At 68.2% G+C, this 13,649-nt stretch carries 13 protein-coding genes; 4 read left to right on the top strand and 9 right to left on the bottom strand.

Translation table 11 applies throughout. The annotated features are described in order from the left end of the window. Positions 1 to 31: 31 nt before the first annotated feature. Entirely contained in the window at positions 32 to 445 is a 414-nt protein-coding gene (locus EL337_RS12075) for a lipoprotein LpqH (RefSeq protein WP_232786899.1), read from the bottom strand. A 161-nt stretch (positions 446 to 606) separates the two neighbouring features. On the opposite strand from EL337_RS12075, the gene EL337_RS12070 reads away from it, so the two are divergent. Continuing rightward, entirely contained in the window at positions 607 to 951 is a 345-nt protein-coding gene (locus EL337_RS12070) for a hypothetical protein (protein ID WP_048634803.1), read from the top strand. Here EL337_RS12070 and hisS read toward each other — a convergent pair. Beyond that, the gene (hisS, locus tag EL337_RS12065) at positions 920 to 2,239 is read right to left on the bottom strand and encodes a histidine--tRNA ligase (RefSeq protein ID WP_370737214.1); all 1,320 of its coding nucleotides are present in this window, start codon (positions 2,237 to 2,239) and stop codon (positions 920 to 922) included. The two genes, EL337_RS12070 and hisS, sit on opposite strands and share 32 nt — an antisense overlap. 5 nt (positions 2,240 to 2,244) lie before the next feature. Further along, positions 2,245 to 2,931 (bottom strand): MBL fold metallo-hydrolase, encoded by a 687-nt coding sequence (locus tag EL337_RS12060; RefSeq protein ID WP_048634801.1) that lies wholly within the window; start codon positions 2,929 to 2,931, stop codon positions 2,245 to 2,247. A gap of 118 nt (positions 2,932 to 3,049) precedes the next feature. Between EL337_RS12060 and EL337_RS12055 the strand changes: the two genes are divergently transcribed. Continuing rightward, a complete protein-coding gene (locus EL337_RS12055; RefSeq protein WP_048634800.1) occupies positions 3,050 to 3,946 on the top strand; it encodes a peptidylprolyl isomerase in 897 nt (298 codons plus the stop codon). A gap of 16 nt (positions 3,947 to 3,962) precedes the next feature. Then, positions 3,963 to 4,961 (top strand): peptidylprolyl isomerase, encoded by a 999-nt coding sequence (locus EL337_RS12050; protein WP_048634799.1) that lies wholly within the window; start codon positions 3,963 to 3,965, stop codon positions 4,959 to 4,961. Here the strand turns inward: EL337_RS12050 and EL337_RS12045 are convergent. Then, positions 4,958 to 5,296 (bottom strand): hypothetical protein, encoded by a 339-nt coding sequence (locus EL337_RS12045; RefSeq protein WP_048634798.1) that lies wholly within the window; start codon positions 5,294 to 5,296, stop codon positions 4,958 to 4,960. The two genes, EL337_RS12050 and EL337_RS12045, sit on opposite strands and share 4 nt — an antisense overlap. Before the next feature lie 51 nt (positions 5,297 to 5,347). Here EL337_RS12045 and EL337_RS12040 point away from each other — a divergent pair, with 51 nt between their 5' ends. Further along, on the top strand, positions 5,348 to 5,872 hold the full coding sequence (locus EL337_RS12040) for a helix-turn-helix domain-containing protein (RefSeq protein WP_048634797.1): 525 nt from the start codon (positions 5,348 to 5,350) through the stop codon (positions 5,870 to 5,872). A 20-nt stretch (positions 5,873 to 5,892) separates the two neighbouring features. Here the strand turns inward: EL337_RS12040 and EL337_RS12035 are convergent, their stop codons facing one another. Genes EL337_RS12035 through secD form a run of 5 tightly spaced genes read right to left on the bottom strand, consistent with a single transcriptional unit; the run spans position 5,893 to position 13,601 of the window. Next, complete coding sequence (locus tag EL337_RS12035; RefSeq protein WP_048634848.1) at positions 5,893 to 8,250, bottom strand: RelA/SpoT family protein; 2,358 nt, start codon at positions 8,248 to 8,250, stop codon at positions 5,893 to 5,895. 39 nt (positions 8,251 to 8,289) lie between these two features. Continuing rightward, on the bottom strand, positions 8,290 to 8,826 hold the full coding sequence (locus EL337_RS12030; protein WP_048634796.1) for an adenine phosphoribosyltransferase: 537 nt from the start codon (positions 8,824 to 8,826) through the stop codon (positions 8,290 to 8,292). Beyond that, complete coding sequence (locus tag EL337_RS12025) at positions 8,823 to 10,496, bottom strand: ABC transporter substrate-binding protein (RefSeq protein WP_048634795.1); 1,674 nt, start codon at positions 10,494 to 10,496, stop codon at positions 8,823 to 8,825. The genes EL337_RS12030 and EL337_RS12025 overlap by 4 nt, the downstream gene beginning before the upstream one ends. A 7-nt stretch (positions 10,497 to 10,503) precedes the next feature. After that, entirely contained in the window at positions 10,504 to 11,778 is a 1,275-nt protein-coding gene (gene secF / locus EL337_RS12020; protein ID WP_048634794.1) for a protein translocase subunit SecF, read from the bottom strand. A gap of 2 nt (positions 11,779 to 11,780) precedes the next feature. Then, positions 11,781 to 13,601 (bottom strand): protein translocase subunit SecD, encoded by a 1,821-nt coding sequence (secD, locus tag EL337_RS12015; protein WP_048634793.1) that lies wholly within the window; start codon positions 13,599 to 13,601, stop codon positions 11,781 to 11,783. Positions 13,602 to 13,649: the final 48 nt, after the last annotated feature.

The raw sequence follows: 13,649 nt of genomic DNA, 5'->3' as shown, positions 1-13,649 counted from the left end.
ACCCGTCGGTAGCGCCAGGGCGGTAATGCTGTCAGCAGTCTGTGCGGATCTCGAAACTGGCGGTGGCGATTTCTGCGGGATCGTCCTGGTAGAACCCCATCGCGGTTCCCGTGATGGTGAAGGTGCCGTCCGCGATTTCGGCGTCCGCGCCGACTGATGATGGAGTCGACGGTGCCGTGACGGCGGCGTTCCAGGAGCTGCCGGTGAAGCCCCCCAGGTTCTCGATCCGAACCAGCCGGGCCGCCACGGTGTCGCCGGTGCGGACCTGCGCGGTGAAACCTGGACTCTCCTGGACACTGTCGATGAACCACACCCACTGCACCTGGTCACATGTGACACGAGTGTGTTCTGCAGTCATGCTGCCGTTGACCAGCACCTGAGCGGTCTGGGTTCCCAGTGCGTCGTAGCCCGTGGAGCACCCCGCCACCATCAGAGGCACGGACATCACCGCAGCCGCCCACCGTGGCCGTACGGGGTGTCGCGCTGCCCGGGCCGCCAGTGGAGTGTCCATGCGGAGAAGTACCCGAGCGCCGCGGGCTCATACCGAGTCCGCGCGAAAACCCACCCCGACGTATCAAGTTGCCGAATACGGGTACCGGGGTGCACATGAAGTTGCGATTGGTAATCGCGGGTCTGGGCGCAGTGGCTCTGCTCGTCGGCATCGTCGGCCTGTTCACACCCGTGTCGGTGACTGCGGACGGAGAGGTCATCAGCTGCGGAAGCGCGATCGCTCCCGACCTGTCGGCCGCTCGCGCCAACGACGATGCCAGCGCGGCGAATGCCCTTGTGCTCGGCGACCTGGTCAGCGACGCGAATTTCAGCCGGCTGTGCGACATGGACATCGAGGATCGACGGCTGTGGACGATCACGCTGGGGGCGTTGGGCGCGCTGGCCGTCGTTGCCGCCGCGGCGCAGGCCTTTATGTCCCGCCGAGCGGCGTCCGACCGCTGACGCGGCCCTCGACCCACCCGAGACGCGAAAGCACCTCGGCGACAACATCATCGATGGCGACGTCGACCTGCTCCCCCGTACCCAGGCTCTTCACCCCGACGGTGCCGGCCTCCAGGTCACGGTCGCCGGCCACCAGTGCGATCGACGCACCGGATCGGTCAGCACCCTTCATCGCGCCCTTGAGGCTGCGGTCGCCGTACGCCAGGTCGACCCGCACACCCGCAGCGCGCAGCTGGGCCGCCAGCACCGCGAGCCGCACCTTGGCGTCGGCACCCATCGGGACCGCGTACACGTCCACCCGCGCCGTCTCGCCGACCGTCTTTCCCTCGGCGCGCAGCGCCAGCAGCGCCCGGTCCACACCCAGCCCGAAACCGATCCCGGACAGGTCCCGCCCACCGAGCTGCGCCATCAACCCGTCGTACCGGCCGCCGCCACCGATGCCCGACTGCGCGCCGAGCCCGTCATGGACGAACTCGAACGTCGTCTTCGTGTAGTAGTCCAACCCGCGCACCATCCGCGGATTGATCACGTACGGCACCCCCAGCGCGTCCAGGTGGGCCAGCACCGTGTCGAAGTGCTCCTTGGCCGCATCGGAGAGATAGTCGAGCATGACCGGCGCGTCGGCCGTCATCTCCTTCATCGCCGGGCGCTTGTCGTCGAGCACCCGCAGCGGGTTGATCTCCGCCCGGCGCCGGGTCTCGTCGTCGAGATCCAACCGAAACAGGTACTCCTGCAACAACTCCCGATACTGCGGGCGGCAGCTGTCATCGCCCAGCGACGTGATCTCCAACCGGAAGCCGTCAAGGCCCAGCGACCGGAAACCGGCGTCGGCGACCGCGATGACCTCGGCATCCAGCGCGGGGTCGTCCACCCCGATCGCCTCGACCCCGACCTGCTGCAACTGCCGGTACCGGCCGGCCTGCGGCCGCTCGTAGCGGAAGAACGGTCCCGAGTAGCACAGCTTCACCGGCAGCTGACCGCGATCGAGGCCGTGCTCGATGACCGCCCGCATGACGCCCGCGGTGCCCTCGGGGCGCAGCGTCACCGAGCGCTCGCCGCGGTCGGCGAATGTGTACATCTCCTTGGACACCACGTCGGTGGACTCCCCCACCCCACGGGCGAACAGCGCGGTGTCCTCGAAGATCGGCAGCTCGATGTCGCCGTACCCGGCTCGGCGGGCGGCGTCGAGCAGCCCGCTGCGCACGGCGACGAACTGTGCCGAGTCGGGCGGGTAGTAGTCGGGGACGCCCTTGGGCGCCGCGAACGAGGTGGGTGTTTTCTGGGAGATCTCAGTCACGGGGTCAGACCTTCGAGGAATGGGTTGGTGTGGCGTTCCTGGCCGATGGTGGTCCGCTCGCCGTGTCCCGGTAATACCAGGGTGTCGTCGTCGAGCACCAATAGTTTTGTCACGATCGACTCCAGCAGGTCACGTCCGCTGCCGCCAGGGAGGTCGGTGCGCCCGACCGTCTGCTGGAACAGCGTGTCGCCGGTGAAGGCGACCGAGTCGGCGCCACCGGAGTCTCCCGCGACCCGGAACACCACCGAGCCCTTGGTGTGTCCGGGCGTGTGGTCCACGGCCACCGTGATGCCGCCCAGCTCGATCTTGTCGCCGTCGCGGTCGAGTTCGAGGACCTGCCTGGGCTCGCGGAACATCGCCCCCACCGCCAGCCGGCCCAGACCGGCGAAGAACCCCTGGCCGAACCCCTTGATCGGGTCCGAGAGCATGTACCGGTCGGCGGGGTGGATGAAGGTCGGGCAGCCGTAGGTGTCGGAGACCTTCTGCGCGGACCACATGTGATCGAGGTGGCCGTGGGTGAGCAGTACCGCGGCGGGGGTGAGGCGGTTCTCGTCCAGAATTCGCCGCAGCGGGCCCATGGCCCGCTGGCCAGGGTCGACGACGATGGCGTCGGCGCCCTGCCGCGGGGCCAGCACGTAGCAGTTGCACGCCAACATGCCAGCCGGAAATCCGGTGATCAACACGGCTCCCAGCTTCCCATGGCCAGGTCGCAGGCCAGTTCACGAGGGTCGGGAGGCCCGCACTCAGTGACAACTGGCACACTCGGTGCCGACCGGATCTACTGCGAGGAGGACACCGGCCGTGCCGACGAACGAACAACGGCGAGCGAATGCCAAGCGCAAGCTCGAACGGCAGATCGAGCATCGAGCCGAGCGGGAACGCAAGCGCCGCCTCTACACGATCATCGGATCCGCGGTGGCCGCCGTCGTGGTGATCGCTGCGGTGGTCTTCACCGTCGTGGTCACCAACCGCGATTCGGACACCCAGACGGCGTCCGCCTCGACGTCGACGTCGACGCCGACGACGTCGTCCCCCTTCGACGTCCCGCCGCCCGCCGACGTGGGGCCGCTCCCCGAGTTCGCCGCCCCGGAAGGCCTGGGCAGCAACTGCCAATACCCCACGGCGGAGCCCGCCAGCAAGCCGAACCGGGCGCCGCGCACCGGCGAGGTGCCGACCGACGAGCAGACCGTCAGCGCCAGCCTGGAGACCAGCCAGGGCAACATCGGCCTGCAGCTCGACAACGGCAAGACGCCGTGCACCGTCAACAGCTTCGTGAGCCTGGCCCAGCAGGGCTACTTCGACGACACGGTGTGCCATCGCCTCACGACCAGCGACTCGCTCGGGGTGCTGCAGTGCGGTGACCCGACCGGCGAGGGCACGGGCGGGCCCGGTTACTCATTCGCCGACGAGTACCCGGTGAACCAGTTCCAGCCCGATGACCCGGCGCTGCAGCAGCCTGTCGTCTACCCCCGCGGCACGCTGGCGATGGCCAACGCCGGCCCCGGCACCAACGGCAGCCAGTTCTTCCTCGTCTACAAGGATTCGCAGCTGCCGCCGAACTACACCGTGTTCGGCACGATCGACGACACCGGGCTCGCGACCCTGGACAAGGTCGCCGCAGCCGGCACGGCCGACGGCGGACCCGACGGGAATCCCAAGGACGCCGTGACGATCAAGTCGCTCCGCGTCGACCCCTGACACGGGGACGACGAGGGTGACCAGCCCGTCGCCCTACGGCGAGAACCAGCCGTACCCAACGGGTTACGGCGTCTACCCGGGCGGCTACCCGCCGCCGCGGTCCACGAATTCGCTGGCCGTGGTGTCGCTGGTGTGCGCGTTTCTGTTCGCACCGCTGGGGATCGTCTTCGGCCACATGTCGCTGTCACAGATCAAGAGGTCCGGTGAAGAGGGCCGTGGCCTGGCGATCGCCGGGCTGGTGATCAGCTATCTCGTGATCGCGATGACGGTCGTGGTCGTGGTGGTCAGCGTCATCCTGGTGGTGGGGCTGGCCGCCAGCCTGGAGCGCTTCGACGCCCAGGGCAGGAATTCACCGCGTCCCGATGCGCCGACGGTGCAGCAGCCGCTGCCGCCGTTCGCGCCCCCGGCCACGCTGGGCTCCAACTGCCAATATCCCGCGACCACCGAACCGGCGAGCAGACCCGTGACGCCGCCGCAGACCGGCCGCACCGCCACCACTCCCCCCTCAATTCCGGCGACCATCGTCACCGACCGCGGCGACATCGGCGTCGAACTCGACAACGCGAAGTCACCGTGCACGGTTCGCAACTTCACCAGCCTTGCCGAACAGGGCTATTTCGACGACACCCGGTGCCATCGGCTGACGGTCGAGCCCGAACTACGACTACTCCAGTGCGGCGACCCGAGTGCGACGGGGACCGGCGGGCCCGGATACCGGTTCCCGAACGAGTATCCGAGCAACCAGTACCGGATGGCCGATCCCGCACTGAAGGCCGACGTGGTGTACCCGCGGGGCACGCTCGCCATGGCGAACTCGGGCCTCGGGACCAACGGCAGCCAGTTCTTCTTGATCTATGACGACTCGATGCTGCCGCCGCAGTACACGGTCTTCGGCACCATCGACGCCAAAGGCCTTGCGGCGCTGGACAAGATCGCCGCGGCCGGGACCCGGGGCGGCTCCCAGGACGGAGAGCCGGCCACCCGGGTGACCATCGAGTCGGTTCGGGTGCCCTAGCGGATCCGGTCGGCCACCGTCTTGGCGTCAGGAACGCTGATGACCAGTTGACGGAATGGCTGCCCCACCAGATCCACGCGGACCGCGGGGACGCCGGCGCGTGCGCTCGCAAAGGTCTTGCCGTCTCGCCCACGCCACGTGCCGATCTTGACCCGACCGGGGACGTGTGCGCCCGGGGCGCGGACGCCCGTCACGGCCGCCATGGGCTGGTCGATTACCGCCACATCGGTCACGGCCGAGACCGGCACCCGGAAGTCCCGGCGCATCCCGGCGATCTTCTCAAGGGTCGACAGGCGCACCTCCACCTCGTCTCCGACCCGTCGCAGTTCTGCCATGATTTCCCCTTTCTCAATATTGAGAATAATACCATCGTCGATAATGGGGGCATGCCGTTCCTCGACGTCCTCTTGCATCCCGCGCGCATGCGCGTCGTCCAGGCTTTGTTGGATGGCAGCGAATTGACCGCAGGCCAGTTGCGCGCCGAACTTCCCGACGTGCCCGCCGCATCGCTGTACCGGCACATCGCGACACTGGCCGGCGCCGGGGTCCTCGAGGTGGCGCACGAACGGCGCGTCCGCGGGGCCGTCGAACGCACCTTCCGGCTTCACCTTCCCAGCGCCGCGGTGACACCCGAGGAGGCCCGGCAGCTCAGCCCGGACGACCACCGCCGTGCGTTCGCGGCGTTCTGCGCGATGCTGATGGCCGACTTCGACCGCTACCTCGCAGCACCGGACGCCGACGTGGCCGAGGACGGTGTGGCGTTCACCCAGGCCGCCCTGTGGTTGACCGACGACGAGTTCGCGGAGTTGCGCAGCGAGCTGGCCGCGGTGATCACCTCACGAATCACCAACGGCCGCAGCCCACATCGCGAGAAAAGGATGATCAGCACGGTGCTGATGCCGGGCCGCTGACCGTACTGGCGAGCTCTGGCTCAGGCGGCGGACGTCACCCGGTAGACGTCGTAGACACCCTCCACGTTGCGCACCACGTTGAGCACGTGCCCGAGGTGTTTGGGGTCACCCATCTCGAAGGTGAACCGGCTGATCGCCACCCGGTCGTTGGACGTCGTCACCGACGCCGACAGAATGTTGACCTTCTCGTCGGCCAGCACCCGGGTGACGTCCGAGAGCAGCCGGTGCCGGTCCAGCGCCTCCACCTGTATCGCGACCAGGAACACCGACGACGGGGACGGCGCCCACTCCACCTCGATGATGCGTTCCGACTGGTCCTGCAGCGACGTCGCGTTGGTGCAGTCGGTGCGGTGCACACTGACCCCGCCACCGCGCGTGACGAAGCCCATGATGTTGTCTCCCGGCACCGGCGTGCAGCACTTGGCCAGCTTGCACAACACGCCGGGCGCACCGGGCACGGCGACGCCGACATCGTCACTGGTGCGCTGGCGGACCGGCATGGTCGCCGGAGTGGACCGCTCGGCGATCTCGTCGGCGGCCTCGTCGTCGCCGCCGAACTGAGCCACCATGCGCTGCACCACGTGCCGGGCGGACACGTGGCCCTCGCCGACCGCGGCATAGAGGGCCGACACGTCGGCGTAGCGGAGTTCGCGGGCCAGCGCCGACATGGTCTCGGCATTCATCAAGCGCTGCAACGGAAGTCCGCCACGGCGTACCTCACGCGCAATGGCTTCCTTGCCGGAGTCCAGCGCCTCCTCGCGGCGCTCCTTGGCGAACCACTGCCGGATCTTCGCCTTGGCCCGCGGTGAGACGACGAATGTCTGCCAGTCCCGTGACGGGCCGGCATTCTGCGCCTTCGAGGTGAAAACCTCGACGACTTCCCCGTTTTCGAGTTTGCGCTCCAGCGCCACCAGGCGGCCGTTGACACGGGCGCCGATACACCGGTGCCCGACCTCGGTGTGCACCGCGTACGCGAAATCCACCGGGGTCGAGCCGGTCGGCAGCGTGATCACATCGCCCTTGGGCGTGAACACGAAGATCTCCTGCACGGCGAGGTCATAGCGCAGCGACTCCAGGAACTCCCCGGGATCGGCGGCTTCCCGCTGCCAGTCCAGCAGCTGGCGCATCCAGGCCATGTCGTCGATCTCGGTGGCCGTCTGGCTGAGCGTAAGACCGTTGCGGCCCTTGGATTCCTTGTAACGCCAGTGCGCGGCGATGCCGTATTCCGCCGTCTTGTGCATGCCGATGGTCCGGATCTGCACTTCCAGCGGCTTACCCTCGGGGCCGACGACGGTGGTGTGCAGCGACTGGTACACGCCGAAACGAGGTTGGGCGATGTAGTCCTTGAAGCGCCCGGCGATCGGCTGCCACAGCGAGTGCACCACTCCCACCGCGGCGTAGCAGTCGCGCACTTCGTCGCACAGGATGCGGACCCCGACCAGGTCATGGATGTCGTCGAAGTCGCGACCCTTGACGATCATCTTCTGATAGATCGACCAGTAGTGTTTCGGCCTGCCCTCGACGGTGGCACTGATCTTCGACGCGTTGAGCGTGGCAGTGATCTCCGCTCGCACCTTGGCCAGGTAGGTGTCGCGCGACGGGGCCCGATCGGCGACCAGGCGCACGATCTCTTCGTATTTCTTCGGGTGCAGGATCGCGAAGGACAGGTCCTCCAGCTCCCACTTGACCGTCGCCATCCCGAGTCGATGCGCAAGGGGCGCAATGACTTCCAGTGTCTCGCGGGCCTTGCGGGCCTGCTTCTCGGGCGGCAGGAAGCGCATGGTGCGCATGTTGTGCAGCCGGTCGGCGACCTTGATCACCAGCACGCGCGGGTCGCGGGCCATCGCGATGATCATCTTGCGGATGGTCTCGCCCTCGGCGGCGGTGCCCAACGCGACCTTGTCGAGTTTGGTGACACCGTCGACCAGATGTCCCACCTCGACGCCGAACTCCTGTGTCAGCGCCTCCAGCGTGTACCCGGTGTCTTCGACCGTGTCGTGCAACAGCGCGGCGATCAGCGTCGTGGTGTCCATGCCGAGTTCGGCGAGGATGTTGGCGACCGCCAGCGGATGGGTGATGTAGGGGTCGCCGGATTTCCGAAGTTGGTCGGCGTGCCGTTCTTCGGCGACGTCGTAGGCCCGCTGCAGAAGCGTGAGGTCGGCCTTCGGATAGATCTCGCGGTGCACCGCCACCAGCGGTTCGAGCACGGGGTTGATGGCGCTGCGCTGGGAGGTCATCCGGCGGGCCAACCGCGCCCGCACCCGCCGTGAGGCGCTGGTCGCCGCCTTGGGCAGCTCCATCGGCTGGGTTTCCGGGCTGGCTACCGGTGTTGGCACAGCGTGGTCGGCACGGGGATCGGTGTTGATCTCACCGGCCATGTTCACCTCCAGGGACTGTGCTCTTCGCAGGATATCCGCTCAGACGGTGTACAGACTGGTGACCTCGAGTTGCGGAAGCGCGGCGCGGCCGCCGAGGGCGGCGAGTTCCATCATCACCACCGCGCCCGTGACGTTGGCGCCCGCCTTGGTCAGCAGCTGGTGGGTGGCGGCGAGGGTGCCCCCGGTGGCCAGCACGTCGTCGATTACGACGATCGAACGGCCTGCCAGGTCGATGCCCTCGGCCGGCACCTCAAGCGTGGCCGATCCGTATTCCAGGGTGTAGGTCTCGCCGAGCACCGGTGGCGGCAGCTTGCCGCCCTTGCGCACCGCCAGCACGCCGATCCCCAGGGTGACGGCGACCGCACCGCCGAGCAGGAATCCCCGCGCATCCACACCGGCCACCAGGTCGGCGCCGCGCGCGATCTCGGCGATCGCCGTGCTGACCGCGGCCAGTCCGCGCGCGTCGGCGAGCACCGGCGTCAGATCCTTGAACTGAACCCCCGGTTCGGGAAAGTCGGGCACCTCGCGCATCAGCGACACGATGACGCCGGCCACCCCGTCCGGCAGTTCGCTCATTGGCTCAGCCTCCAGCGGTCCATGTTCCATCCCGCCCCCCATCGCGTCGGATTGCCGCTCACCGCGAACATCTTCGTCGACGTGAGCAGGGTTCGCTGCTGACGGTACAGCGGCAGGGTCGGCATATCGGCCCACAGGATCGGGCCTGCCTCGCCGAGCAGACGGGCCAGCTCCTTGGGGTCAGAGGTGACCGCCAGTGTGGCGATGATCGCGTCGATGCGCTCGTTGCTGTAGCGCGGCAGGTTGTTGCCGTTGGCGCTGTGCAGCGTATAGGCGTCCATCGCCGACGAGCCGGTCGAGCCACTGCCCGCCGCCCCGCCTGTGCTCGCGATCAGTACGTCGATCTCGTTGTTGCGCAGCGCCAACGGGCCGGTGTTCTCACCCGCCACATCTTCGACGGTGATCCCCGCCGGCGCGCACGTTCTCGCGATCGCACCCACGGTGGCGGCGAGCCGGGCGTTGGGTGTCTGGTAACCGATCCGCACGGTCAGCGGCTGTCCGTTGAGCGCGGCACGGGCCGCCTCCGGGTTGGCCACCGCGAAGTCGTTCACCTGCGGCGTGGCTTCAGCGGCGCCGTAGGCATCCTCGGTGGCTGCGTTGAGGCGCGCGTTGGCGACGGGCACCTCGGCATTCCGGGCGATCACGTCACGCGGCGTGCACAGCGCCAGCGCCCTGCGGGCCGGCACCGCGGAGAGCGGCCCCTGCGGCGCGAAGATCAGCTGCTCGATGCCCGCCGACGGCGAGTCGGTACGCACGTAGTCGTCGGGCAGGTTGAGCGTGCCCGACGAGCCTGCCGCGATGTCGACGACGTCATAGGCGCCCTCGTTCACGCGGTCCTGCAGTTCGGGACTGCGCGGCCACACCGTGATCCGGCCGGTGATCGGCTTGGTACCCCACCACTTGTCGTTGGTGACCAGAACCACCGCACCCTCGTCGGTGACGGAATCCAGCTTGTAGGGACCCGACGACGGGAACTTCTTCAGGTCCAGGTCGGCGCCGAGATTCCACGTGGTGTTCCACACCTGCGCTATGCGTTCGACGGCAGGACCGTCGTTGTTGAGGATGGCCGTCGTCACGCCACCGTCACCCAGGCCCAGCACGTCGGCGATGACGTGCGAGGGCATCATCGATGTCGCGGAGAACAGCTGGCCGTAGTCGGTGAACCCGCGATCCGGTGCGAACGACACCCGCGCCTTCTTCTGGCCCGGTGCGCAGTCGACGGTGGCGATGTCGGCGTAACCGGCACGGCTTGCGGCGTCGAACTCCGGGAAGCGACCGGACTGCGATGCCCAGGCCAGCACCATGTCGTCACAGGTGATGGGCTTGCCGTCGGAGTACACCGCTTCGGGCTTGATCTCGTAGTCGAGGATCAGCGGGGTGCGCCCGACCACCGCGATGGCGCCGAAGTCGTGGTCACCCACGATCTGGCCGTCCGGGCCGTGATAGTTGAAGCCGGTCAGTACCCGGGCGAACGCCTGCGGGCCACCGGACGCGGCGCCGACGAAGGTGTTGGTGTTGTAGCTGACGAGTGCTCCGTCGACGGCGTAGTCCACCGCGTCGGCGGGTTGATCCGAGCACGCGGCGAGGCCGAGTCCGCCCGTCAGGGCGAGCACCGCCATCACGGCGGACGTGCGACGTACGGAGCTGTGCAGGCGCCGGCGGCCGAGCATCGGGCCCCTACCGATTCCGGGGGCTGCGCTTACCCGACGGCCGCCCGGTCCTGCTGCTGGTCGGCCGCACAGGACGGGCGCCGGGTGCGGGTTTGTCCGGCGGCGGGGCCTGAGACACCGCGGGCGCGGTAACCACTGCCGGCTCGGCGTCACCGTCGGGCCCGATGGCTGCGTCGTCCCCGGCACCGGCGGCTCTGGCCGCCGCGGTCTGGCGACGGTTGAGCACCCGGCGGGTGTGCTTGCGCACCACATCGGTGCGTTCGCGCAGGGTCACCAGCAGCGGCGTGGCGAAGTAGATCGACGAGTAGGTTCCGACGATCACGCCCACCAGCTGCACCAGCGCCAGGTCCATCAATGTGCCGACGCCGAGCAGCCACACCGCGACCACCATCAGCGCGATGATCGGCAGCACCGAGATCAGGCTGGTGTTGATCGAGCGCATGAAGGTCTGGTTGACCGCCAGGTTCGCCTGTTCGGCGAAGGTGCGCCGGGTGGCGTGTTCGAAGCCCTCGGTGTTCTCCTCCACCTTGTCGAACACGATCACCGTGTCGTAGAGCGAGAAGCCCAGGATGGTCAACAGGCCGATCACCGTCGCGGGAGTGACCTCGAAGCCGACGAGCGCGTACACACCTGCGGTGACGACGAGGTCGAAGACCAGCGTCGCCAGCGCGGCGAGCGCCATGTAGCGCTCGTAGCGGACGGTGATGTAGATGGCGGCCAACACGAGGAACACGATCAGCGCGATCAGTGCCTTCTGGGTGATCTGGCCACCCCAGGTCTCGGACACCGCCGAGTCGCTGATCGACTGCTTGCTCGGCTGGCCGTCCGCGCCCACCGGCGCGAACGCGTCGAACAGTGCCGTGCGCAGCTGCTCGGTCTGCTCGTTGGTGAGCGTCTCGGACCTGATCTGGAACGTCGCCGAGTCGCCACTGCCGACGACCACCACAGACTCCGGCGGAGTCCCGATGGTGTCGTTGAACACGGTCTCGACCTGCGACGTGGTGATGCCGCTGTCGCCGCGCGGCATCGCCATCTTGGTGCCACCCTCGAAGTCGATACCGAAGGTGAACCCACGGATCAGCATGGCGCCGATGGCGACCGCGACGATCAGGCCGCTGACCGTGTACCAGAGCTTGCGCTTGCCGATGACCTCGAAGGCGCCGGTGCCGGTGTAGAGCCGGACGAAGAACCCGTGCCTGGGGGCGTCCGCCGAGGCGGTTTCCAGGTCGGGCGCCTCGACGCCTGCCGAGTCGGCGGTGTCGGTGCGGTTGCGTGCAGCCATGGCTATTCCCGTCCCGCCGCGTGCGCGGCCGCTCGACGTTCGCGTGCGATCTGCTGGACCGCTCCCAACCCGTTCAGCGACGGCTTGGCCCACAGCGGCGACTTCGACGCCATGTAAACCAGCGGCCACGTCACGAGGAACACGATCACGACGTCGAGGATGGTGGTCAGTCCGAGGGTGAACGCGAAGCCCTTCACCTGGCCCACGGCCAGGAAGTACAGCACCGCGGCCGCCAGGAACGTGACGGCATTACCGCTCATGATGGTCTTGCGGGCTCGCGCCCAGCCGCGCGGAACCGCGGAGCGGAACGATCGTCCCTCACGGATCTCGTCCTTGATGCGCTCGAAGAACACGACGAAGGAGTCCGCGGTCATACCTATACCGATGATCAGACCCGCGATCCCCGCCAGGTCCAGCGTGTAGTTGATGTATCTGCCGAGCAGCACCAGGATCGCGAAGACCATGGCGCCGGACGCGGTCAGCGACAGTGCGATCAGCACGCCGAGCGCCCGGTAATACAGCAGCGAGTACAGCAGCACGGCCGCCAGACCGACAGCGCCCGCGATCAGACCCGCGCGCAGCGACGACAACCCCAGCGATGCCGACACCGTCTCGGCCTCGGAGGAATCGAACGACAGGGGCAGCGAGCCGTACTTGAGGACGTTCGCCAACTCGCGTGCGGAGTCCTGGGTGAACTGGCCGGTGATCTGGGTCCGTCCACCGGGGATGGCCTCGTTGATGACGGGTGCGCTGACCACCTTCGAGTCGAGCACGAACGCGGTCTGCGTCCCGACGTTGGCGGCGGTGAAGTCAGCCCACGTCTTGGCGCCCTCGCTCTTGAACTCAAGATCGACCACGTACTCGCCGGCCTGCTGGTTGAGTCCGGACGACGCGTTCGCGATCTCTTCGCCGTTGATGATCGACTTGTCAAGCAGGTAGACCTGCGTGCCGTCCTCCGAGCAGGTCACCAAAGGCAGGTTCGGGTCGTCGTTGCCTGCGAGGACGTCTTCCTCGCCACAGCGGGTGGCCTGGAACTGCAGGGCCAGGATCTGGATGGCCTGTTCCGAGCTCTGCCGCAGCTTCTTCTCGTCCTGGATGCGGGTGGCGAGCGGGACGTCGTCCGGGTTCGCCGGTGCGGCCGGCGGCGGTGCACCCGGACCCGGAGGCGGGGCGGGCGAGGGACTGGGAGCGGGCTGCTGCGGGAAGGGCCGCGGCTGAGGCGCCGGTTCCACCGGTACACCCGGGGCTGCGCCGGGGTCTACGCCGGGCGGCAGCTCACCGGGAAACGCACCGGCAGGCAGATCCGGGACGGCACCGTCGGGCCCCACCCCCGGAATGCCACCGCCTGGCGGCAGCCCGGGTATGGCCCCGCCCGGCGGCAGGCCGGGAACGGCACCGCCGGGCGGCACGCCCTGCGGTCCTGCGTCCTCAGGCGCCGCGCCCTGGGCGGGCACCACGTGGACGACCGGGCGGATGTACAGACGCGCGGTCTGGCCGAGGCTGCGGGCCTCGCTGGTGTCGTCGCCGGGAACCGTGATCACCAGGTTCTGCCCGTCGATGATGACCTCGGAACCCGACACGCCGAGGCCGTCGACGCGGGAGCTGATGATCTGCTGCGCCTGAATGAGCGCATCCCGCGACGGCGGCGAGCCGTCGGGCGTACGCGCCGTCAGGGTCACGCGCGTGCCGCCCTGCAGGTCGATGCCCAGTTTGGGATCCGGCTTCTTGTCCCCGGTGAAGAACACCAGCGCGAATACGCCGACGAGCAGCACCAGGAACAGCGCCAGATAGCGGACAGGGTGAACCGTCGAAGACGATGCCACGGGTCAGAGTCTCCTTGAAATCAGGACGTCAAGTAGCGCGTAGGGCGC

Origin of the sequence: Mycolicibacterium aurum (assembly GCF_900637195.1) — a bacterium.
Classification (GTDB): domain Bacteria; phylum Actinomycetota; class Actinomycetes; order Mycobacteriales; family Mycobacteriaceae; genus Mycobacterium; species Mycobacterium aurum.
Note: the sequence above shows the minus strand (reverse complement) of the source record. Positions and strands in the feature narration are given on the sequence as shown.